Source organism: Atlanticothrix silvestris CENA357, assembly GCF_016056295.1.
GTDB classification, from domain to species: domain Bacteria; phylum Cyanobacteriota; class Cyanobacteriia; order Cyanobacteriales; family Nostocaceae; genus Atlanticothrix; species Atlanticothrix silvestris.
The window spans coordinates 1-22,912 of the sequence record NZ_JAECZB010000069.1; the positions used below are offsets into that span (position 1 = coordinate 1).

General features: G+C 43.2%; 23 protein-coding genes and 1 pseudogene. 10 read left to right on the plus strand and 14 right to left on the minus strand.

Annotated features, from left to right (window positions below; translation table 11 throughout):
* Window positions 1–18: 18 nt before the first annotated feature.
* Window positions 19–225: a hypothetical protein gene (locus I8751_RS18205; RefSeq protein ID WP_214440533.1), complete on the minus strand. Its 207-nt coding sequence runs from the start codon at window positions 223–225 to the stop codon at window positions 19–21.
* A gap of 117 nt (window positions 226–342) precedes the next feature.
* Here I8751_RS18205 and I8751_RS18210 point away from each other — a divergent pair, with 117 nt between their 5' ends.
* Window positions 343–1,125: an Rpn family recombination-promoting nuclease/putative transposase gene (locus I8751_RS18210; protein ID WP_214440534.1), complete on the plus strand. Its 783-nt coding sequence runs from the start codon at window positions 343–345 to the stop codon at window positions 1,123–1,125.
* Between the two features lie 3 nt (window positions 1,126–1,128).
* On the opposite strand, the gene larB is transcribed toward I8751_RS18210, so the two are convergent.
* The 5 genes from larB to trmD all read right to left on the minus strand — a co-directional run bounded on the left by larB (window position 1,129) and on the right by trmD (window position 5,402).
* Window positions 1,129–1,917 carry a nickel pincer cofactor biosynthesis protein LarB gene (gene larB / locus I8751_RS18215; protein ID WP_214440535.1) on the minus strand — a complete coding sequence of 263 codons (789 nt, stop codon included), beginning with the start codon at window positions 1,915–1,917 and terminating at the stop codon, window positions 1,129–1,131.
* Between the two features lie 151 nt (window positions 1,918–2,068).
* Window positions 2,069–3,853, minus strand: a complete 1,785-nt coding sequence (locus tag I8751_RS18220; protein ID WP_214440536.1) for an ABC transporter substrate-binding protein — start codon at window positions 3,851–3,853, stop codon at window positions 2,069–2,071.
* Window positions 3,854–3,877: 24 nt separating this feature from the next.
* Window positions 3,878–4,111, minus strand: coding sequence for a hypothetical protein (locus I8751_RS18225; RefSeq protein ID WP_214440537.1), 234 nt, complete (start codon window positions 4,109–4,111; stop codon window positions 3,878–3,880).
* Between the two features lie 6 nt (window positions 4,112–4,117).
* Complete coding sequence (gene ispF / locus I8751_RS18230) at window positions 4,118–4,603, minus strand: 2-C-methyl-D-erythritol 2,4-cyclodiphosphate synthase (RefSeq protein ID WP_214440538.1); 486 nt, start codon at window positions 4,601–4,603, stop codon at window positions 4,118–4,120.
* 73 nt (window positions 4,604–4,676) lie between these two features.
* Window positions 4,677–5,402 (minus strand): tRNA (guanosine(37)-N1)-methyltransferase TrmD, encoded by a 726-nt coding sequence (gene trmD / locus I8751_RS18235; protein WP_214440539.1) that lies wholly within the window; start codon window positions 5,400–5,402, stop codon window positions 4,677–4,679.
* A 422-nt stretch (window positions 5,403–5,824) separates the two neighbouring features.
* Here trmD and I8751_RS18240 point away from each other — a divergent pair, with 422 nt between their 5' ends.
* The 3 genes from I8751_RS18240 to cphA all read left to right on the plus strand — a co-directional run bounded on the left by I8751_RS18240 (window position 5,825) and on the right by cphA (window position 9,750).
* The gene (locus I8751_RS18240) at window positions 5,825–5,992 is read left to right on the plus strand and encodes a hypothetical protein (protein WP_214440540.1); all 168 of its coding nucleotides are present in this window, start codon (window positions 5,825–5,827) and stop codon (window positions 5,990–5,992) included.
* Between the two features lie 22 nt (window positions 5,993–6,014).
* A complete protein-coding gene (locus I8751_RS18245) occupies window positions 6,015–6,878 on the plus strand; it encodes a cyanophycinase (RefSeq protein ID WP_214440541.1) in 864 nt (287 codons plus the stop codon).
* A gap of 172 nt (window positions 6,879–7,050) precedes the next feature.
* Window positions 7,051–9,750, plus strand: a complete 2,700-nt coding sequence (gene cphA / locus I8751_RS18250) for a cyanophycin synthetase (protein WP_214440568.1) — start codon at window positions 7,051–7,053, stop codon at window positions 9,748–9,750.
* Window positions 9,751–9,909: 159 nt separating this feature from the next.
* Here cphA and tatA read toward each other — a convergent pair whose 3' ends face one another.
* Together tatA and I8751_RS18260 are read right to left on the minus strand one after the other, a co-directional pair.
* On the minus strand, window positions 9,910–10,080 hold the full coding sequence (gene tatA / locus I8751_RS18255; protein WP_214440542.1) for a twin-arginine translocase TatA/TatE family subunit: 171 nt from the start codon (window positions 10,078–10,080) through the stop codon (window positions 9,910–9,912).
* Window positions 10,081–10,120: 40 nt separating this feature from the next.
* Window positions 10,121–11,524, minus strand: coding sequence for a serine/threonine protein kinase (locus tag I8751_RS18260; protein ID WP_214440543.1), 1,404 nt, complete (start codon window positions 11,522–11,524; stop codon window positions 10,121–10,123).
* Window positions 11,525–11,619: 95 nt separating this feature from the next.
* Between I8751_RS18260 and cbiT the strand changes: the two genes are divergently transcribed.
* Together cbiT and I8751_RS18270 are read left to right on the plus strand one after the other, a co-directional pair.
* Complete coding sequence (gene cbiT / locus I8751_RS18265) at window positions 11,620–12,222, plus strand: precorrin-6Y C5,15-methyltransferase subunit CbiT (RefSeq protein ID WP_214440544.1); 603 nt, start codon at window positions 11,620–11,622, stop codon at window positions 12,220–12,222.
* Between the two features lie 70 nt (window positions 12,223–12,292).
* On the plus strand, window positions 12,293–13,180 hold the full coding sequence (locus I8751_RS18270; RefSeq protein WP_214440545.1) for a phosphatidate cytidylyltransferase: 888 nt from the start codon (window positions 12,293–12,295) through the stop codon (window positions 13,178–13,180).
* A 269-nt stretch (window positions 13,181–13,449) separates the two neighbouring features.
* On the opposite strand, the gene I8751_RS18275 is transcribed toward I8751_RS18270, so the two are convergent.
* Both I8751_RS18275 and I8751_RS18280 read right to left on the minus strand, forming a co-directional pair.
* Entirely contained in the window at window positions 13,450–14,082 is a 633-nt protein-coding gene (locus tag I8751_RS18275) for a Uma2 family endonuclease (protein WP_214440546.1), read from the minus strand.
* 72 nt (window positions 14,083–14,154) lie between these two features.
* The gene (locus tag I8751_RS18280) at window positions 14,155–14,865 is read right to left on the minus strand and encodes an LmeA family phospholipid-binding protein (protein ID WP_214440547.1); all 711 of its coding nucleotides are present in this window, start codon (window positions 14,863–14,865) and stop codon (window positions 14,155–14,157) included.
* Between the two features lie 142 nt (window positions 14,866–15,007).
* On the opposite strand from I8751_RS18280, the gene I8751_RS18285 reads away from it, so the two are divergent.
* Both I8751_RS18285 and I8751_RS18290 read left to right on the plus strand, forming a co-directional pair.
* Window positions 15,008–15,823, plus strand: a complete 816-nt coding sequence (locus tag I8751_RS18285; RefSeq protein WP_214440548.1) for a pseudouridine synthase — start codon at window positions 15,008–15,010, stop codon at window positions 15,821–15,823.
* Entirely contained in the window at window positions 15,820–16,626 is an 807-nt protein-coding gene (locus I8751_RS18290) for a helix-turn-helix domain-containing protein (protein ID WP_214440549.1), read from the plus strand. Before I8751_RS18285 ends, I8751_RS18290 begins: the two co-directional genes overlap by 4 nt.
* Window positions 16,627–16,684: 58 nt before the next feature.
* Here I8751_RS18290 and malQ read toward each other — a convergent pair whose 3' ends face one another.
* Window positions 16,685–18,193 carry a 4-alpha-glucanotransferase gene (malQ, locus tag I8751_RS18295; protein ID WP_214440550.1) on the minus strand — a complete coding sequence of 503 codons (1,509 nt, stop codon included), beginning with the start codon at window positions 18,191–18,193 and terminating at the stop codon, window positions 16,685–16,687.
* Between the two features lie 140 nt (window positions 18,194–18,333).
* On the opposite strand from malQ, the gene I8751_RS18300 reads away from it, so the two are divergent.
* Together I8751_RS18300 and I8751_RS18305 are read left to right on the plus strand one after the other, a co-directional pair.
* The gene (locus I8751_RS18300) at window positions 18,334–18,765 is read left to right on the plus strand and encodes an NUDIX domain-containing protein (protein ID WP_214440551.1); all 432 of its coding nucleotides are present in this window, start codon (window positions 18,334–18,336) and stop codon (window positions 18,763–18,765) included.
* Between the two features lie 37 nt (window positions 18,766–18,802).
* Window positions 18,803–19,198, plus strand: a pseudogene (locus tag I8751_RS18305) (Rid family detoxifying hydrolase); the annotation flags it as partial.
* 212 nt (window positions 19,199–19,410) lie between these two features.
* On the opposite strand, the gene fabD reads toward I8751_RS18305, so the two are convergent.
* The 3 genes from fabD to plsX form a co-directional block, all read right to left on the minus strand.
* Complete coding sequence (gene fabD / locus I8751_RS18310; protein ID WP_214440553.1) at window positions 19,411–20,292, minus strand: ACP S-malonyltransferase; 882 nt, start codon at window positions 20,290–20,292, stop codon at window positions 19,411–19,413.
* A 100-nt stretch (window positions 20,293–20,392) separates the two neighbouring features.
* Window positions 20,393–21,385, minus strand: a complete 993-nt coding sequence (locus tag I8751_RS18315; protein ID WP_214440554.1) for a beta-ketoacyl-ACP synthase III — start codon at window positions 21,383–21,385, stop codon at window positions 20,393–20,395.
* 162 nt (window positions 21,386–21,547) lie between these two features.
* On the minus strand, window positions 21,548–22,573 hold the full coding sequence (gene plsX / locus I8751_RS18320; RefSeq protein ID WP_214440555.1) for a phosphate acyltransferase PlsX: 1,026 nt from the start codon (window positions 22,571–22,573) through the stop codon (window positions 21,548–21,550).
* Between the last annotated feature and the right edge of the window lie 339 nt (window positions 22,574–22,912).

The window sequence follows — 22,912 nt, forward strand, 5'->3', positions numbered from 1 at the left end:
GCCCCTAGCCCCTAGCCCCTAACCGTAGCTTGTTAGATTCCGAATGATATAGCCAATGACCAAACCAATCAATAGCGCCCACGCTTGACCCGTCTGTATAAAATGGCTCCAGGTTTTTTGGATTTGACCTATGAGGTCTGGATCGTTAACTGCTTGAGCTAGTCGCATCAAATTTGCTGGCAAGTGCCAAAATAACTGAGACATCAAATCGCTGACGTAATTCATACTGAGTTTTCAAAAGATTTTTATGTCATAACCTTTACTTGCAGGCAATGTCCAGTTTTTAGCTACTTTGAAAGTCATTAAAGGCGATCGCTCTACAATTACTTGGTAAAGTTTTTTATGTTTGATAACATCTGCAAATTTCTCGTTGAAAACTTTGCCAGTGATTTTGCTACCTGGCTGTTAGGAAAACCCATAATCTTAACTAAGTTAAGTCCTTCAGAACTTTCTTTAGAGCCAATTCGCGCCGATGCGCTGATATTACTCCAATCAGAAGAAATTGTGCTGCACCTAGAATTTCAGACTCAACCGAAAATTGATATTCCCTTTCGGATGATTGACTATCGGCTGCGGGTATATCGTCGTTTTCCACAAAAGCAAATGCGTCAAGTGGTGATTTACCTACAACAAACTAATTCTGAACTAGTGCAACAAAGCACTTTCACCTTAGAAGATACCTTTCATCGCTTCCAAGTGATTCGCCTATGGGAACAACCAATAGATAACTTTTTTCAATCTCCAGGATTGCTCCCCTTTGCGGTTTTAAGCCAAGCTGATAATCCTACTGAGACATTGCGACAAGTAGCTGAACAAATCTCACAAATTAACGACCAGCGTACACAAAGCAATATAGCCGCATCAGCGTTTATTCTCGCTGGGCTAGTATTGAATAAGGATATTATTCAACAGTTGCTGCGGAGGGATATGATGCAGGAATCAGTAACTTATCAAGCACTCATTGCCGAAGGTCGGTCTGAAGGTATTGAAGAAGGTATTCGCCGCGTGGCGATTAATCTTCTACGCCAGGGGGTAACTGATGAAGTAGTAATCAAAGCTACTGATTTGTCAGCAGAGCAGATTGAGCAGTTGAAGCTGACAGAGGTAAACAATCAAGAAAATTAAAAGTTACCCTAATTCTCTGTTACGACTTAGCTTCTCGGCTGTTCGTAAAATTTGCCCCGCCAACACTGCTGCACCAAAACCATTATCAATATTTACTACCCCCACACCAGCCGCACAAGAATTGAGCATTGTCAATAAAGGTGCTAAACCACCAAAACTCGCGCCATAACCGATGCTAGTAGGAACGGCAATCACAGGACAACTTGCTAAACCAGCAACCACACTAGGTAAAGCACCTTCCATCCCCGCCACAACAATTAACACTGATGCCGACTCAATGATGTGGCGGTTACTTAGCAAGCGATGAATGCCAGCAACGCCGACATCCCAAAGACGCTGGACGCGAAAACCAGAAAGTTCAGCTGTCACTGCGGCTTCTTCTGCAACGGGTAAATCAGCAGTACCAGCAGAAAGAATACCGATTATTCCCTCAAATTGTGGCTCAATGACAGAGGGAACAATGGCACAAATTTTTGCCAATCCATAATATTGCAAATCTTTAACCTGTGATTGCAGTGCAGCATAAACTGCTGGTTCAATCCGGGTTGCCATGACTACTGGATTGCGGAGGCGCATCACCTCAATAATTTGAGCGATTTGTTCAGGTGTCTTACCTGGCCCCCAAATTACCTCTGGGAAACCAGTTCTGAGGGTGCGATGGTTATCAATTTTGGCAAACTCACCTACAGGTTCATAAGCTAAGTTTTTGAGTGAGTCTAAAGCCATATCTGGGGTAACTTTGCCATTGGCAACCGCTTCGAGGAGCGATCGCAAAGCTTCAGGTTGAGTCACGGTAATTTTAAATTAAGGATTAGGGGAAGTAGAGAGTAGAGGAGCAGGAGAAGCAGCAAGAGGGGAAAAGGTTAAAGGACGAAGAAATAAACCCTTTCCCCCTTACCCATTCCCCTTTACCCCTTCTTCCCCATGCCCTATGCTCAATTATCTACTCAGTGATTTTAATTTCATAAATGTTCCAGAATGCTCCACCGAGGGCTGAGTAATTGATGCCTTCAAAGCGATCGCGTACTGCTGACATTGCCAAGGGATTCACTAAGTAAATAAAAGGCAAGTTTTCTTGAGTAATTTGCTGTGTTTTAGCATAAATTTCTTTTCGCTTGGTTTCGTCTAACTCTCTGGCAGCTTGAATGTAGAGTCTACCAATTTCTGCTTCCCAAGGAGCTACTTCCCAACCTTGAATCGGCTTTTGTCCGGCTTGGGGTTTTTGATTGAACATGTGTAAACCTCCTTCGGGAGACCAAACATTAGCCCCATCGTTCGGTTCTAAGCCACCAGTCAAACCCAACAAAGAAGCATCCCAATCAAGAGTATTAGCTAGCTTATCTGTATAAGTATTCCATGCTAATGGTGTGAAATCAACTTGAATACCAATTTTGCTTAAGTCTTGCTTAATCTGCGCTCCCATTGCTTCGCGGATTTTATTACCAGCATTCGTGAGCAAAGTAAAGCGAACACGGTTGCCTTGAGCATCAAGTAATTGACCTTGTGCATTAGATTTAAATCCGGCTTTTCTTAACAATTCCTTAGACTTTTCTAAATTGTAATCGTAGGTTTTTAATCCTTCTTGAGGCGAAAGATAGTAAGGGCTTTGTACAGAAATTGGTGAATCTTGTGGTTTGCCTAAGCCGCGAAAAGTATTATTGATCATTGTTTGTCGATCAATTGCGTAGGCTACAGCTTGCCGAAATTCGACTGTATTAAACCAACGTGATTTCACTGGATCTACTAGCGGTTTTCCGTCTCTTTTGCCTTTATTGAGATTAAATAAAACAAACGATGTCCCAGTTGCTGGGCCACCTTCGTAAATTTTAAAATTTCCCTGCTTTTCTTGCCGCTTTAGCAAAGAAAAGTAGTCTGGTGAAACTCCCACTGTATCTAAACCACCAGAACGAAACTGGAGCAAAGAGGTATCTGTTGATTCCACAATTTGCCATACAGTTCGTTCAATATAAGGTTGCGATTTTCCCTGAGGCCCTTTGCGCCAATAGTAGGGATTACGCTGGAAAACTATACGTTGACTGGTGTCATAGCGCTCTAACTTATAAGGGCCATTAACAATTATTTCTTCAGGAGGAGTATCAACGCCCCACTTTGTCAGAAATATCGGCTTACCTTCTTGATCTTTTGTTTTTATAGATTTTTCTAACGCATGGGCGGGTAAAATTGGCAACCCTACAGTTCCTAAAAACGGTGCGAATGGTTCCGGTGCTGTAAATTCAACTCGCCGATCATCAATTTTTCGTACCTTGGGTAATGCCCGACTTTCACCAATCCTGAGAATATCTCTAGCATCTGTAGGAATTGCTTCGTTAAGATAAATGTCGTTGAAGGTAAACACCACATCATCTACTGTTAATGGTTGACCATCAGACCATTTTAATCCTTCACGTAGAGTAAAAACAAAGCGCAAGTTGTCCTCAGAAATCTCCCAAGATTCTGCTAAACTTGGTTCAAATTTCCCCGTTATAGGGTTTTGATTAGTTAACCCCTCATAAGTCAGTCCAAAAATATTAGGAACTTCTGAACTTAGAGGGTAATTAAAGGTTTTTGGATCACTAAGAATACTACTTACTAACTGTGGTACTTGAGCCGCTGAGCTTTTAAAGTTAGATGGATTGCAAGCGGCAATTGTAATAGTTGTTAGTGAAGCCAAAATTACAGGTAAATAAAAACGTTTAAAATTGGAAAAAATACCACTAATAGATTTCATGAATTCAATATGTGAATAGGTAAATCAATTTGCTTGAGACTGTAGCCAACCAAAAAAGTTTTGAGTTTTATTAAAATACTGAACACCAGCATCTCGTAAAATCTCTGTAACTTCTCGTCTGCCAAATTCTTTAGAGTTATTACTTAAAAATAATTTATTTTCATGAGGATGTAAGCCAGCATGAAAAATTATACAATAACGTCCCACTAAGTTAAGGATGCAATTAATTTCAATCTTAACGGTTATGAATGCAGCCAAGGAAAGTTACTCAAAAGCTAATAACAAGACAACAGCATAAGCGCAAATTCCTTCTTCGCGTCCAACAGGGCCTAGCTTTTCATTAGTGGTAGCTTTGATGCCAACTTGATTTGGTTGTAATTTTAAAACACCAGCTAACTTGTCACGCATCTTTTCAATATGCGGTTTCAATTTTGGGCGTTCAGCTACTACTACCGAATCAATGTTACCTATCTGCCAACCTTGATCTTGAATCAGTTGATGTACTTGAGTTAATAACATCAAACTATCTGCTCCTGCCCATTGGGGATCGCTAGGCGGGAAATAATGTCCAATATCTCCTAAAGATAATGCTCCCAGCATGGCATCCATAATGGCGTGGGTTAGTGCATCAGCATCACTGTGACCCAATAAGCCGAGTTCGTGGGGAATTTGGACTCCTCCTAAAATTAAAGGGCGATCGCTCACCAATTTGTGAATATCGTAGCCGTTACCAATACGTATGTTTGTCATTTGTTAGTTGTCAGCGATGCACTGAGCGTAGTCGAAGTGTTGTCAGTTGTCAGTGGTCAGTTGTTAGTTGTTATTATTCTTGCTCCCCTGCCTCCCCTGCTCCCTGCTCCCTGCTCCTCTGCTCCCACTCTTTGAGCAAATCGGGGCGGCGATCGCCTGTTCTTTTAATTTGTTGTTCGTAACGCCACTGGGCGATCGCGGCATGATTACCAGAAAGTAAGACATCAGGAACTTTCCAGCCCCGAAAATTGGCTGGACGAGTGTATTGGGGATAATCCAGCAACTCCTCTTCAAAACTTTCTACTTTCAAGGACTCTGCTTTGCCCACAGTTCCTGGTAAAAGACGCACTACCCCATTGAGTAATGCCATTGCTGGGATTTCTCCTCCAGTCAAAATAAAATCACCTAAAGATATCTCACGAGTCACTAAATGCAGTACCCTATCATCTACACCTTCGTAATGCCCACAAATTACTACTAACTGGTCGTAATTTATAGCTAATTCTCGCAACAGAGGTTGATTGATCGTTTGTCCTTGAGGACTCATCAAAATAATCTCTCTTCGCGGAAGATTCGGCAACGACTCCACAGCAGTAAATATGGGTTCTGGCTTCATCAGCATTCCCACGCCACCACCATAAGGTTCGTCATCTACTTTCCGATGCTTATCGGTTGTAAAGTCTCTGGGATTGACCAAATTCACTTGGGCAATTTGTTTGGCTAAGGCTTTACTCAACAGCCCAGAGTTGAGAACTGAAGTAAAACAGTCAGGAAAAAGTGTAACTATATCAAAGCGCACAGTAATTCGTATTCGAGAACACTAATCTTAAATTTGAATGTCTAGCAAACACAAGAAGCCAATGTAAGGTAAAACTACAGATAAGCTTAATCAATAGTGTCTAAAAGTACCAGAACTATTGATTTTTCTGGGATCAAAAGTTTTTCTAATTACTTAATTTATGTTTAAATATTGTCACAACTACATTTAAATTAATAATCTGACCAAGTTAACAACTTTCAGGAGGCATCGGGTGTGTTATGGCGAAAATTGGGAGCAGTTTCGCTCCAAACATCACAAAAGTGTCCTCTCAATCAAGCAAAGTGCAAAAATCATCAGGCTGCTGAACTTTGTTAAATTCGCACGCCATTCGCCACAAGCCTGGAAAACCCTTTCGGCAGTCGCACCCTACGGGAAGGCGTTCCGCCTACATGGGGGAAACCATGCCACTTGCTCCACTTGGAGAGAACTTGCGTGCGGGGGTTCCCCCCGTTGAGCAAAGTTCGGGGGAAACCCCAGACGCTCGCGGACTCGCTAACGCTGCGAAGATCGCTTTTAGCGTCTCCCCTTGGGAGAAGACCGCGCTACCTTACCAAGGCGATGGCTCCTGAAGTTGTTGACAGGAGAAACACAATGCCGCAATTAAAAGCTAAATCGCTGGAAATGAGGACACCCCAAGCAACTAAAACCGCCGTTCTGGTGATCGGAGGCGCAGAAGATAAGGTTCATGGACGCGAAATCCTAAGAACTTTTTTTGGCCGCGCCGGTGCTAGTAAGGCCTATATTACAATTATTCCATCTGCCTCCCGCGAACCCGCGATCATTGGTGGTCGGTATATTCGCATTTTTGAAGAAATGGGTGCTGAGAAGGTTGAGATTTTAGACATTCGCGAACGTGAACAGTGTGAAATCCCCCAAATCAAAGCATCCTTAGAAGCTTGTACTGGCGTGTTTTTGACGGGAGGAGATCAATTACGCCTGTGTGGCGTGTTGTCGGATACACCAGCAATGGAAATTATTCGGCAACGAGTCAGAGGTGGACAACTGACCCTAGCAGGCACCAGTGCAGGAGCAGCAGTAATGGGGCATCACATGATTGCTGGCGGCGGTAGTGGTGAAACGCCAAATCGCTCCCTAGTAGATATGGCCACCGGTTTGGGATTTATCCCTGAAGTGATTGTTGACCAACACTTTCACAACCGTAATCGCATGGGTCGTCTGATTAGCGCGATCGCAGCTCATCCGGATCGTCTTGGTATTGGCATTGACGAAGATACTTGTGCTGTATTTGAACGTGACGGTTGGTTACAAGTCATGGGCAAAGGCAGCGTCACTATTGTCGACCCGACAGAAGTCACCCATACTAACGAGCCACATGTCGGTGCTAACGAACCCCTAACCATACACAACTTACGTCTACATATCCTCAGCTATGGCGATCGCTTCCACCTGTACCAGCGCACTGTATTGCCTGCTGTACACCGCATCTCCAGCTGACGGAATAGAGTATCTGAGGTTACAGTGTGTTGATCGCTTACTTTATTTCTTGTTGTAGAAAAATCAAAGAAATAGCATGTAAAAAGAAAAAACTGTTTACTATGAACAGTTTAGCGTTCAATTCCAGTAAGAAACTAGAATTTTGGTTCCGAATCTCCATCTACCTATTCCCATGAGAATCCTCAAGATCCAGACCTTACGCGGCCCAAACTATTGGAGCATTCGACGCCACAAGCTGATCGTCATGCGCCTCGATTTAGAAAACCTTGCCGAGACGCCCTCGAATGAAATCCCTGGTTTTTACGAAGGATTAGTTGAGGCGCTGCCAAGTCTGGAGGGTCACTATTGTTCGCCTGGCTGTCGTGGTGGCTTTTTGATGCGAGTGCGAGAAGGCACCATGATGGGTCACATTGTAGAACATGTAGCCTTAGAACTCCAAGAACTAGCAGGAATGCACGTCGGCTTTGGGCGTACCCGCGAAACCGCTACACCCGGAATTTTTCAGGTAGTAATCGAGTACCTGAATGAAGAAGCAGGACGCTACGCTGGACGAGCAGCTGTGCGGTTATGTCAAAGTATTGCTGATCGGGGTCGTTATCCCAAAGCAGAACTAGAGCAAGATATCCAAGACCTCAAAGACTTCTGGCGTGATTCATCCTTAGGCCCTTCAACCGAAGCGATCGTTAAAGAAGCCGAAAAAAGAGGCATTCCCTGGATGCAACTGAGCGCACGCTTTTTGATTCAGCTGGGCTACGGCGTGAACCAGAAGCGAATGCAAGCCACAATGACAGATAATACTGGCATTTTAGGGGTAGAACTAGCTTGCGACAAAGAAGCCACTAAACGCATCCTGGCCGCAGCTGGAGCGCCAGTACCCAGAGGTACGGTAATTAACTTCTTGGACGATTTAGAAGAAGCCATTGAATATGTCGGCGGCTATCCCATCGTCATTAAACCACTAGACGGTAATCATGGACGCGGTATCACCATCGATATTAGAACCTGGGAAGAAGCTGAAGCAGCCTACGAAGCAGCCAGACAGGTTTCACGGTCAATTATTGTCGAAAGGTATTATGTTGGGCGTGACCATAGGGTACTAGTAGTCAATGGCAAAGTAGTAGCAGTAGCTGAGCGTGTGCCAGCTCATGTCGTTGGTAATGGTAGATCCAGCATCGCCGAATTAATTGAAGAAACAAACCAAGACCCAAATCGCGGTGAAGGACATGATAACGTCCTGACTAAGATTGAACTAGATCGGACTAGTTACCAACTCTTAGAAAGGCAAGGTTATACCTTAAACAGTGTACCACCCAAAGGTACAATTTGTTACCTACGAGCGACGGCAAACTTGAGTACAGGTGGTAGCGCTGTAGATCGTACCGATGAAATCCATCCAGAAAACCTTTGGCTAGCACAAAGAGTTGTAAAGATTATTGGATTGGATATTGCAGGACTTGATATTGTCACTACAGATATTAGTCGTCCCCTGAGAGAAATGGATGGCGTAATTGTAGAAGTTAATGCTGCCCCTGGCTTTAGGATGCATGTTGCCCCAAGTCTTGGCATACCCCGCAATGTCGCTGGGGCAGTGATGGATATGCTCTTCCCCAACGAACAATCCAGCCGCATTCCCATACTTAGTGTGACAGGTACTAATGGTAAAACCACCACTACTCGATTGCTGGCACACATTTACAAACAAACAGGAAAAGTAGTAGGTTATACAACTACAGATGGGACTTATATCGGTGAATACTTAGTAGAAGCCGGAGACAATACAGGGCCTCAAAGTGCCCACGTTATCTTACAAGATCCAACTGTAGAAGTTGCGGTACTAGAAAGCGCTCGTGGGGGCATTCTTCGTTCTGGGTTAGGCTTTGAAGCAGCAAATGTGGGTATAGTGTTAAACGTCGCTGCCGATCATTTAGGAATCGGTGATATTGATACTATTGAGCAGTTAGCTAACCTCAAGAGTGTGGTAGCGGAGGCTGTGTTTCCTGATGGTTATGCGGTACTCAACGCTGACGATCGCCGCGTTGCTGCGATGGCCCAAAAAACTAAGGCTAATGTTGCTTACTTTACAATGAATCCCGATTCGGAATTAGTACGGCAGCACATCCAAAAGGGTGGAGTAGCAGCAATATACGAAAATGGTTATCTGTCAATTGTTAAAGGCGATTGGACACACCGCATAGAAAGAGCAGAAAATATTCCCTTGACAATGGGCGGACGAGCGCCATTTATGATTGCCAACGCTTTGGCAGCCGCTTTGGCAGCATTTGTGCAAAACGTGACGATTGAGCAAATTCGGGCGGGCTTAAAGACCTTCCGCGCTTCCGTCAGCCAAACACCTGGGCGAATGAATTTATTTAATTTAGGCAACTACCACGCCTTAGTAGACTATGCTCACAATCCCGCTAGTTATGAAGCTTTAGGTTCTTTTGTGCGTAACTGGAACACAGGAGCGCGAATTGGTGTAGTTGGTGGCCCAGGCGATCGCCGTGATGAAGACTTTGTTACCTTAGGGCAACTAGCTGCGGATATTTTTGACTACATTATTGTCAAAGAAGATGATGACACGCGGGGACGACTACGGGGATCAGCTTCTGAGTTGATTACTAAAGGTATCACTCAAGTTAAGCCTGATGCTCGTTATGAAGTAATTATGGATGAAACCGCAGCCATTAACAAAGCTTTGGACACGGCTCCTGATAACGGTCTGGTGGTAATTTTGCCAGAAAGTGTTAATCGGGCTATCAAATTAATTAAGCTGCGTGGTTTAGTCAAAGAAGAAATACAACAAAATTCCTCTACAAATGTTGTAGATAATCAAAATGGGGTGACATCTTCTGTTATTAATACCTTGCTGTAGTTGAGAATCAATAGTCTGTAGGAGGCAGATCGCGCAGCGTGTCGTAGACAAGGCAGGAAGTAAAAATATTACTGTTCGTGACATTTACGCTTTCAAAATGAACTAACTAGTAATTTCCTGACTAATGACTAATGACTATTGACCGTTGATTTGTGAGAACTATTGTTCTTGCTCAGGTGCATTATCATCATCAGAAGTTTTGAGTTCCTCCTTAAAGCCCCGCAGTGTTTTACCCAGTGCATTTCCCAATTCCGGAATTTTTTTAGGCCCAAAAATTAAAATAGCGACGATCACAATTACACCTACTTCCGGCCATCCCAGTCCAAACATAATATTTCTCCTGTAGAGGATCTTTCATTAACTATAGACATTAAGAGACGCGCTCTATCGTAATCTCTATACCTAACCAATCACTTAATTCGTGAGCTAGCCATTCGAGTTCAGCTTCAGATTCAATAGCACCACCGGTACCACCTAACCGATACTTATACACTCCTGACCAAATATCTAATTGTGCTGGAACCCTAACTCTAGCGCCTTCAGAGTCTCTAGTAAAGTGGTTGGGAATATAAACCAGTTTAGTGATACTTTGTCTGGGTGATGGACGGGGACGATGGAATTTGAAAGTAAATAACTCCCAGGTTAAGGCAATTTGCTTTTGATTCAGGCTTAAGTGGATACGTCCAAACAAATGGAACAGAAACTTATACACCATAAACAAGCCTGCACCCCAAAAGGGCAGTGAAAATAAAGCAAAGGGAATATTAAGTGGAAAAGGGGCAGAAAGAGCGCCAATTGTCCAAAATAGGATAAATGAATTCCAGGCGATCGCAAACGAACTTAGAAACACCATCGAAAGCTTAAAGCCAACTGGTGGAACCACAATATCTAAATGATCCCAATTCTTAGATAGTTGAATTGTACTACCAGCCGGTTTACTAACAGTTAAAGCAATGGTGTCAGGAAAATGCGACTCATCCAAAGCTTTTAGCGCCACACTTGCAGAACTCGACCGCTTTTCTAAGTTGGGTTCAGTCATCCACTGCAACCAACGAGTGAAGCTAGGACTTAAATTAGTAGACTGCTCAAATTGAAACCGAAAATCTTTTTGGGGTAAATCAGCTGGATGGATACCAGTTACTAAATAAATTAGCGTCGCACCTAAACTATAAAGGTCAGATGCTGGAACAGTGCGTCCGCCAAATTGCTCCGGTGGCATATACCCGTAAGTTCCGACTACAGTCCTAGTTCCACCTTCTGTAGCCAAGACAGTTTGCACTGAGCCAAAATCTACGAGATAAACCTGACCCAAACTGTTGCCAGAACGTTCGCCCAATAAAATATTGCTAGGCTTAATATCACGGTGAATGACAGGCGGAAGCAATTGATGTAAATAAACGAGAATCTCTAAAAGGGCTTTGGCTATCTGCTTAATCTCAGCTTCTGTAAAATTTCGCCCAGCTTGGAGGTATTGCTCTAGAGTTTGAGCTGGGATATAACTCTGTACGAGGGCAAATCCTTGGATGGAAGGTGAATTTACTTCAAAATAATCTAAATAACGAGGAATTAAGGGATGTGACAAAGATTTTAAAGTTTCAGCTTCACGCTCAAACAACTTGAGTGAATCCCATTCAAAATCACTACTAAAAGAAAGTAACTTAACAATTACTAATTCACCAGTTATTTGATCTTGAGCTAAGAATGTCCGTCGCCCTGCCTTTTTGCTTAACTGCTGTCGGACTTCGTAGCGATCGCTTAATATTTCCTTAATCATAATAATTACTGATGACGCTACGTTTAAAAGTTTTTATAGCTTATAAATTGTCCAGTTGGACAAGCCAATATCTTTTAGTATAATTGCGTGTTTTTATGCCCTCCCAACTTTGGCCTTACATTACCCCTGGTATACCCGATGAATTGTTCGAGCATTTGCCAGGTATTCCCTTCAGTCAACGAGAAGTTAGGCTGCTGTTGATTTCCCAACTGCGGCTCAAACCCGATTCAGTTTTGTGGGACATTGGCGCAGGGACAGGTACAATTCCCGTAGAGGTAGGGCTACTGTGCCCTAGTGGGCAGATTGTGGCTGTAGAAAGGGATGAAGAAGTAGCTAATCTGATTAAACGCAACTGCGATCGCTTTGATGTTAAAAATGTCGAAGTCATCGAAGGTAGTGCCCCGGATTGTATGCATAACCTCAAAGTACCCCCTCACCGCGTTTGTATTGAGGGAGGTCGCCCCATCCAAGAAATTTTGCAAGCTGTGTGGCGTTATTTACCACCATCAGGACGAGTTGTGGCTACAGCTGCTAATCTAGAGAGTCTATATGCTATTTCCCAGAGCTTTTCTCAATTACAAGCGAGAAATATCGAAGTCGTTCAGTCTGCGGTCAATCGTTTGGAGACACGGGGCTTTTCTCAAACCTTTGCAGCTGTCGATCCTATTTTTATCCTTAGTGGTGAGAAACTAGACTAAATCTGAAGAATAAAGGCTGAAATTTTATACTTCATCAGACTTCACACTTCACACTTCATACTTTCTTGCTATGCCTTGGTCTCGAATTACTAGTGGAATTTTGGCGATCGCTCTTGCTTTGGTTGCGACTCTTTTGGGGGGTTGGTACTTTACCATCGCAATTGCGGTGATTGTCTTTTTGGGGCATCAAGAATATTTTAATTTGGTGCGAGCCAGAGGCATAGTTCCTGCTGCTAAAACCACCATGTTTGTCAGCCAAGTCTTGCTAGTGATTTGTACAGTTGATGGCAGTTTAGCTGATGCTGTACTGCCTCTAGCTGGGACATTTATCTGTTTTTACTTGCTGTTTCAGCCCAAGATGGCCACAATCGCGGATATTTCCGCTTCGATTATGGGGCTATTTTATGTGGGTTACTTAGCAAGTTTCTGGGTAAGGTTACGCGCCCTTGGTAGTGCGGCTGTGAGCAATCTTCCTTTAGGTGGTTACTGGCCAACAACTTGGGCAGAAATTTGGCAGCAACATTTTACCTATTTGCCCCAAGGGTTGACAATGACACTGCTGACTTTCTTATGTATTTGGGCAGCTGACATTGGCGCTTATATTTTTGGTAGATTTTTTGGTAAAACCCCATTGTCTGACATTAGCCCCAAAAAAACTGTTGAAGGTGCCGTCTTTGGGATCACTGCCAGCGTTGCCGTAGCATTAGCAGGAGCTTTTTATCTACACTTACCTAGATTTATGATTACTGGTGTAGCATTGGGTTTGCTAATTGGGATTGCTAGTCTTTTGGGCGACCTTACAGAGTCTATGCTTAAGCGCGATGCTGGCGTAAAAGATTCAGGACAGTTGATCCCTGGTCATGGCGGCATTTTAGACCGTACTGACAGTTATATCTTTACAGCTCCTCTAGTTTATTATTTCGTGACGCTTTTATTACCACTAATAGCTAATTCGTAATTCGTAATTCGTAATTCGTAATTCAGCTCGCGGACTCGCTTTAAGTGGGGAGCATCCTACTTTTTCAATAAATACCCTTCTAGGGTATTGCTACACGAAAAAAGCCTGCCTTTCCTTTCAGAACGCTACGCGAAGGCAGGCTTCGTATTTGTAGCCCCAGGCTTATAGCCTGTGGGTATTTTAAAAACTGGGATGCACCCCTTTAAGTGTTTGTGTAGCATGTTGTAGACAATTGAGAAAATCAGACTTAGGAAATCCCAAAAAATGAATTATTTTCCTAACTGGCTTCTAACCCAATTGCGAAATGCTTTCACCAACTTTAGATAATCCATTGTTGGGGCTTGTTGCAAAAATCTGGCAATCTCTGGAATGGGTAAGTTTACAAAAAATTGACTGGTTTGGCAGGTGATATAGGTGTCATTTTGCAATTGTTTAATGACCAAGGATTCTCCGTTATAAATCCAGACTTCTGCTACGCCCAAATCTGCATCAACTTGGAGACGATTGTTAGAACTGCTTGTCACATCAATTTCTATAACTAAATCGGGCGCTGGGTCTTGTGTTAAATCCAGTCGTTTTTTTCCCCTAATTAGGGCAATGTTACGAATGTAGAAACATTCATCTGGCTCTGCACCACTCACTTCAGGACGTTTAAACGTGGTTGAACCCAAAGGTTCTATAGGTATATCCAGTTCTTCCGCAATTGTCTCAACAAAGCGTCCTGCGACTTTCTTAAATCTTTCATGTTCTGGGGAAGGAGTCATGATTTCTAGAGCGCCACGGTTGTAAGTCAGGCGGAGGTGGCGATCGCTCAATTCTGCTAACAGTGTTTCGTAGGTTTGCCAGCTAATCCCCGATAGGTGAATTATTTCATCCGGTGGTGTGAGGAGCGTTGCAGTCATTGGTTCAAGGCAAAATTTGACGGCTTCATAAATTATCGCACTCTCAATGAGCGCGATCGCTTCAAACATCCTCTAAGGGTTGACGTTGATACGCCCGCGACATACTAACTGACCGGGGATCAAGCTGAGTTCTTGAATATCGACATCTGAACCCAGATCTAAATGATAATTATGCTCACCCTCTAAAAGTGCTATGTCGTTTTTCATAACTTGAATATGTGTTAATTGCAACTCCCGATTGCCAATTAACTTTAAATCAAATCTTACCTCTAGAGGTGTATTTTCAGTAGTCGCTCCTAAGTTTGTCCAAAGTATTATTTGATTATAATCAAGGGTAATTTTATGCCATGTTGGCTTTAATTGGAAACAATATTCTGGTAAAAGTTTAACCAGGACATCATTTAAAGCAGTTGATAATAGTTCAGATGCTAGGGAATTATTGAGGTCTTTCTCCTCCACAATCAGATTGCCAACTACTGGTACTATTTCTAGCAGTCGTAGTGGTTTTCCTTTAAGTATTGAACCTATATTGATCTGAATATTTTCCGCTATTAATTGAATTCGTGTAATATAGAGGCCTTGATACACTGCATGACTGGCAAAAATAGAGACCCAGGGAATGCAACCAGAGAGAATCTGGCGATCGCTAGCTTTAATCTCTACTTCTAATTGGGAGACTTGGCTGACTTGCGCTTTCAACCATAGCTTTAATGCTGCTGTGAGTGCGTTTGTAATTAGCCTGATCTTGTTGGAATTTTTTGTCGGGGAATTGTCTTCTGGCATTTAACCACTTTTGTGATGGGTATTTGCTCAGCAAGTGACTGAACTTAAGTAAGCCTTAAATGTAACATTTATGGCTATTTACTACAAAATGCCAATATTATGATTATTATCTAAAGCTAGGAAAATACTCAGTAATTTCCACATGGAGGCAAGGTTACAAAAAGTTCTCGCTCAATGGGGCATTGCCTCACGACGCGAAGCCGAAGAAATGATTCGGCGATCGCGTGTGCGGGTAAATGGAATACTAGCGGATTTAGGTCAAAAAGTTGACCTCCAAAGAGATACGATTACTGTTGATGGTAAGCCCGTATCTGGTAGACAACGTCCGCCTTTACTATACCTGTTGTTGCATAAACCGGCTGGAGTAGTTTCAACTTGCCATGACCCTCAGGGACGAAAGACAGTCTTAGATTTACTCCCTAAAGAATTACGGGAGGGTACAGGTATTCACCCAGTTGGTCGTCTAGATGCAGATTCAACAGGAGCATTAATACTTACCAACGACGGGGATTTAACATTTGGACTAACTCATCCACGCCATAGCATTCCGAAAACTTATCAAGTTTTGGTCAAAGGACATCCTACTAAAGCAGTACTAGAGATGTGGTGTGAAGGTGTGATGTTAGACGGAAGAAAAACCCTGCCAGCCAAAGTCAATATGATCGAAAGTCTTGCTCTAAATAGCCGTTTAGAAATAATTTTAAAGGAGGGAAGAAATCGCCAGATTCGCCGTGTAGCCGAACAGTTGGGACATCCAGTTATTAAACTACATCGAACTGCCATAGGCCCAATTCAATTACAAATACTAAAAGCCAAGGTAGTTCCTCCTAGAGGAAATTTGTTGCGTGAAGGTAACTATCGGTTTCTCAAAGAGAATGAGATTTGCTTTTTGCAAGAGCAGATAAAGGATATACCTATTAAAGATTCAGCTGAGGTCAGGAGAGTAGAAAAAATATGAAATGGTTAAAAAGAAAAGCTCATGAACAACCAACACTTTCATTAGAACAACAACAAACTGAAAAGTTGGCAGAAATTGGCGCTCAACTTTGGGCATCGCGTCAAGAGAGGGGTTTCTCTCTAGAAGAAATGGTAGCATTGACCAAAATTCCCCGACGGCTATTACAGGCGATCGAAGAAGGTAATTTAGATAACCTACCAGAACCAATCTATACTCAAGGTTTAATCAGGCAATTCGCCGATGTATTGGGTTTTAATGGAACGGAGTTTTCCAGTAATTTTCCTGTTGCTGCTCAGCAGGTGAAGCATCATTTTACTGAAAATACTCGCTCAATGGGTCAACTGCGCCCGATTCATCTTTACTTACTTTACATATTTGTGATTGTATGCTCTGTCAGCGGCTTGTCTCAATTACTGAATAATGCTGTCCTCAAAGCGGATTATAACCAAAATCAACCACACCCAGAAACAGTTTTACAACCAGAACTAACTCAACCACAAAAATCAACAGTAGTTCGACCTGTTAGTGACACCCTTACTAGCCTCAAAGACAATCGCTCATTACAAATTGGTGTCACACTGAAAGCCTCTTCATGGATTCGCGTAGTAGCCGATGGCAAAACCGAGTTTGAGGGCATTTTACCAGAGGGTACACATCGCATCTGGAAAGCTCAAGAGCAGTTGACGGTGAAAACAGATAATGCTGGTGGCGTGCTGATGAGTGTCAATCAGCAAGAAGCTAAGCAAATGGGAGAACCAGGTAAAGTTGAAGAAATTAAAATTGCTGCCCAACCTGGGTCTTGAGAAACAGAGGGGGATCAGGGAGATGAGGCAGATAAATTCCTCATCTTCCTCATCCTCCTCATTTTCCTTGAGGAGCGCGTCCACAAAGTTTGGTGAGCATTTTTAGGCGATCGCCTAATTCTTCTGTCAATACTTCTGACTGGTAGCGCCACTCCCAGTTACCCTCGCCAATACTGGGAAAGTTCATGCGTGCTTCCTTTCCCAAACCCAAAATATCCTGCAAAGGAATAATCGCTTGATTGGCTATAGAACTCAAAGCCAAACGAATTAAATCCCAGTGAATACCTTCAGGACTGACGCAACCTAAATATAGTAATAAGTTTTGCTTTTCCCAATCACTAGCTTGATTGAACCAGCCTACAGTAGTGTCATTATCGTGAGTCCCGGTATAAACTACCGCATTTCGTGGGTAGTTAAACGGTAAAAATGGATTACTGGGATCAGAACCAAAGGCAAACTGTAAAACTTTCATCCCAGGAAATTCATACTTGTCTCGCAGCGCTTCGACCTCTGGCGTAATCACTCCCAAATCTTCCGCCAAGATAGGTAACTTGCCTAATTTTTGTTTAATCGTATCAAACAACTCTTCCCCAGGCGCTTCAATCCATTCTCCATTCATGGCTGTTTCTTCACCTTGTTCTACAGCCCAAAAAGCTTCAAAACCTCGGAAGTGATCGATGCGAATAATATCTACATAATCCAGCATGGCTTCAAAGCGCTGTACCCACCATTTAAAATCTTGGTTTTGTAGTTTCTCCCAGTTATAAACAGGGTTGCCCCACAATTGACCAGTGGCGCTAAAGTAATCTGGTGGAACTCCTGCCATCTGTGCAGCTGCTCCCGTCTCTTCATCCAAGCAAAAGATCTCAGGATTTGCCCATACGTCGGCACTGTCATGAGCTACGTAGATGGGAATATCACCGATAATCTCTATACCGCGCATGTTGGCATAGCTCTTAACATTTGACCACTGCCGGAAAAACTCGTATTGAGTAAACTTGTGATAAAAAATTTCTCCAGTTAGCTGCCGCTGTATTCGATCTAAGGCTTCTGGTTCACGTTTGGCAAGTTCTGGTTCCCAGGTATACCAACTAGCATTATTTTGGGAATCTTTCAACGCCATAAATAATGTGTAATTGTCTAGCCAATAAGCTTTGCTTTCACAAAAACCTGCAAATTCCTTTTGTTGGATGGGAGATGCTTGGGTTTTAAAATTATTGCAAGCTTTTTTTAGAAGATCAATTTTAATGGTTGCAACTTGCTCAAAATCTACTTTATCCCTTGGAAATGATGGTAAATTAGCAAAGTCTGCTTCAGCTAGTAAACCCTCATCTATGAGTTTTTCGGGACTAATCAGCAAAGGATTTCCTGCCATTGCTGAATAACACATATATGGAGAATTGCCGTACCCAGTAGGGCCTAAGGGTAAGACTTGCCAATATTGTTGATGACTCTTTTCGAGAAAATCAATAAATTTATAGGCTTCTAAACCTAAATCTCCAATGCCAAATCGACTAGGAAATGAGGTAGGATGCAGCAAAATGCCGCTGGATCTGGTGAAAGGCATAAGTAATTTGAATTATATGAGGAAGCGATCCCATCGAATCTATCATGGAACAGGATTCATGTTATTGTCCCTTTGTCAGTTGTCAGTAGTTAGTTGTTTTTTGCTATTAACAACTGACCATTGACAACTGACTAACAACTATGACTTACCGAAATCCTGCACCGACGGTTGATATCATCATCGAGTTAGTGGATCGACCACATCGGCCAATAGTGTTAATTGAAAGACATAATCTACCGTTGGGTTGGGCAATTCCCGGTGGTTTTGTCGATTATGGGGAAGCAGTAGAAGTGGCGGCGCGACGGGAAGCTGAGGAAGAAATGGGTTTACAGGTGGAGTTAGTGGAACAATTCCTGGTATATTCTGACCCTAGTCGTGATCCCCGTCAGCATACAATCAGCATTGTGTTCTTGGCGACGGCGACGGGAGAACCAAAAGCTGGGGATGATGCTAAAAATGTAGGAGTTTTTGAGTCTTGGCGTGTGCCTAGTGATTTATGTTTTGACCACGATCGCATTTTGCAAGATTATTGGCGATATCGGCATTATGGGATACGTCCCCGGTTGGGTTAAAATGCTGTAGCCAGGTAGATTTGAGATATAAACTGAAATATCTATGACTCGTAAAGTAATTAATACTGATCAAGCACCAGCTCCAGTTGGGCCATATAATCAAGCGATCGCGGCTTCTGGTCTTATAGTATTTGTGGCTGGACAAATTGCTATTGATCCCCACATTGGTAATGTCGTTTATACAGATGATGTAACCAAGCAAACTGAGCAAGTAATGGCTAATCTAGAAGCCATTTTGACTGAAGCGGGCGCGACTTTTAAAAACGTGGTTAAAACTACTGTCTTTCTTGCTAATATGAATGATTTTGCAGCGGTAAATGCCGTTTATGCTAAGTATTTTTCTGAAGATACAGCCCCTGCACGTGCGTGTGTTCAAGTTTCCCGCCTACCAAAAGATGTGTTAGTGGAGATTGACTGTATTGCAGTAATTTAAGACTATTAAAAAATATACCCTTTGCCCTTAAACACTTAAATTTAGTTAAGGCAAAAGACGCAAAAAATCGTCGTCTATACGAAAGGCTGACTATCGTAAACACGGCGATTTATACCATCTAAAGCACTATTTAAAGCTTGCCATATTCGTTACTATGAGAACACTTTAAATATTTGATGCTGATGTCTGCGATGAGCTATGTTTACCCAGCACTAAATAGGCAATTCAGCGGCATTACGGACGTTTTTTAAACTTAAATCAGGGCTAATGCGTTTAATCAAACCAGTTAGCACATTACCAGGGCCAATTTCCATTACTTGCTCAATGCCGTTAGCTGATAATTGCAGAGAAATTTCTCGCCAACGTACTGAACCAGTCATTTGTTTAGTTAGGCGCTGCTTTAAAATTTTAGCATCAACGGACGGACTTGGTTCTACGTTAGATAATACTGGCACAACAGCAGGCTGAAATTCCACAGATTCTAAAATATCTTGGAACTCTGCGGCCGCAGCTGCCATAAATGGTGAGTGAAATGCTCCAGATGTTTTTAAAGGAATAGCGCGCTTGGCTTTAACTTGGGTCATTATTTCTTTGACGGCCTCTGGAGTACCAGAAATAACGACTTGAGCCGGACTGTTATCATTTGCCAAGACCACATCAGGCATCTGAGCAATGGCTGTTTCTAACTGTTCGCGGTCAAAGTTCATTAAAGCCGCCATCATTCCACCAGTGGCGCTATCCATGAGTTCAGCACGACGCTTAACAAGGTGTAACCCAGCAGACCACTCAAAGACACCTGCAATATAAAGGGCAATATATTCTCCTAAACTATGACCAGCAACTAAATCGGGCTGGTATCCACGTTCTCGGATAATATCGGCAAGGATGCTTTCTACCACATAAAGACTAGGTTGTGTGTAGAGCGTCTGTGATAATTTTTCTTCTTCGCCTTGGCAGATTTCTGTTACAGACCAGCCCAAAATTGCTTCAGCTTGGTCAAACTTATCTTTAACGGTGGGTATATCTAATAAGTCTACTCCCATTCCCAATGCTTGGGAACCTTGTCCGGGAAACACCCATGCAGTTTTAGTCATTGGTCATTAGTCAGTGGTCAGTGGTCAGTGGTCAGTGGTCAGTGGTCAGTGGTCAGTGGAAGAAACAACTAACAACTAACAACTAACAACTGACAAATTTCTATCTTCCCCATTGAAAAATTGCTGCACCCCAAGTTAAACCGGCACCAAAGCCGGATGCAGCAATTATGTCGTTGGGTTGGACTTTGCCTTGCCGTACTGCTTCATCTAAAGCCAGAGGAATAGAGGCGGCAGAGGTGTTGCCATAACTGGCAAGATTACTAATAACTTTATGTTGTGGAATATCTAGGCGTTGGGCAACGGCTTCAATAATTCGCTGATTAGCTTGATGCAATAATAGCCAATCAACTTTGTCAACACTGAGGTTGGCCTGAAATAAAGCTTTGTCGATGATTTCTGGTACTTTTTGGATAGCAAAACGGTAAACTTCTTTGCCGTTCATGCTAATGGGTTGATAAGTACCTTTAGTTACATGTATGCCTGGGACGAGTTCTTGGGAAGAGGGTGCATAAGCAAGGTTAAGGTGATGGTTTTGAGAGCCATCGCTTTTGAGTGCAAATCCCAATAGGCGATCGCTCTTAGAAGCTTGCAGTACTACTGCTCCAGCACCATCGCCGAACAATACACAAGTGCGTCGGTCTTGCCAATCTACCCAACGAGAGAGGATATCTGCCCCTATCAACAGTACATTTTGATAAACTCCAGTTCTGATGTATTGGGCAGCCGTTACTAGCCCAAATACGAACCCGGAGCAGGCAGCGGTCAAATCAAAAGCTACTGCTTTGGTAGCTCCCAATTGTGCTTGAACTTGACAAGCACTACCAAATAAGTCGTCAGGTGTAGATGTTGCTAGTAAAATTAAATCCAGATCAGTTGCTTTTATACCAGCAGCTGCGATCGCCTGATGACTAGCAGCAGTAGCCAGGGAACTGAGAGACTCGGCCGGGAGTGCCAAACGCCGCTGACGAATTCCTGTTCTTGTGGTTATCCAATCGTCTGATGTTTCAACCAAGGCGGTCAACGCTTGGTTGTCTAGGGAAGTATCTGGTACAGCCGAGCCACTTCCTGTAATTGCTATGCCTAATTTGTCCACTCCTAATCTCCCAAGCTATCAGCTTTTTGTCATTTGTCCTTTGTCATTAGTCCTACCTTACGGGTTTCACCATTCTCTACGAAAAATGGCCGCTGGCGCGTCTATGTCATTTGTCCTTTGTGTTTAACAAATGACTCATGACTCATGACTCATGACTAATGGCTAACTACTTTCCTGCTGGAGGATTTCATATTGGGAACGAAGTCGTTGCAGTACTTGATTGTCTACAGATTCTTTGGCCATGCGAATCGCATTAAAAATCGAAGGCGCTTGAGAACTACCGTGACCGATAAAACAAACTCCATCCACGCCTAATAGCAAAGCACCACCATGTTCTGCATGATCCATGCGCTGCTTAACTCGCTTCAGGTTTGGTTTTAAGATCGCCGTACCGATTTGACCATGTAAACCTTGTGGTAATTCTTCCCGCAAAATTTGCAAAATCACTTCTCCGACTGCTTCGGCAAATTTTAATAACACATTGCCCACAAAGCCATCGCAGACAATTACATCAAATTGACCGGAAAGCACATCACGCCCTTCGGCATTACCCGTAAAAGTAATTTGAGAATTCTCCCGCAGCAATTGGTGAGCGCGCAGTGCTACTTCATTGCCCTTGGTATCTTCTTCCCCAATATTTAACAAACCAATTTTAGGTTCAGGTGTACCTAATACGTACTGGCTGTAAATCGACCCCATCACAGCAAACTGCTCTAAAAATTTAGGGCGACAGTCTACATTGGCACCGACATCGAGAATCAGTACTGGTTTGCCAGCGATGATTGTGGGAAAAACCGTCCCAATAGCTGGGCGGTCAATTCCTGGCAATCTTCCCAAGCGAAGTAAAGCAGATGCCATTGCCGCCCCAGAGTGACCGGCAGAAAATACAGCATCTGCTTTTTGATGTTTTACCAAATCCATCGCCACATTGATGGAAGCCTTGCGTTTGCGTCTAACTGCGTTCAAAGGCTCCTCATCCATTGCGATCGCTTCCTCAGCAGGAACGATCTCTACCTGCTCCAAATTAGTTTTTGGCGGCAAGGCAGCTTCAATTTGCTGGGGATCACCCACCAACAAGACTTTGACACCCAATTCTTCCTTTGCTCGCAGTGCGCCAGCAACGATTTCACCGGGTGCGTGATCCCCTCCCATTGCGTCAATTGCTATCCGTACGCAAGTCGATCCCATTGCTTAGAGCTTCTAGAAACCTTACAAATTTTACCAGATGGCTTTGCCGAAAAACCGGAACTTTATGATTGCTAAGTAACTCTTGTCACTATTGCAACAGGTTTTGACAAAAAGTAGGGCATTGGGCATTGAGAAGAAGGGTAAGGGGGAAAGGGGAAGGTGGGGCCCCCTTTGGGGATAAGGGGCAGGGTTAAAGGGTTTATTTCTTCATCCTTTAACCCCTTCAGGGTGACGCTCCTGCGTCGCTAAAGCCAGTCGCTCATGGGGAGACACTGCGGTGGACGGGTTCCCAAGGCACTCCGTTGGGCGGCTATGCCGATTTGAAGGAAGTGCCGCCGG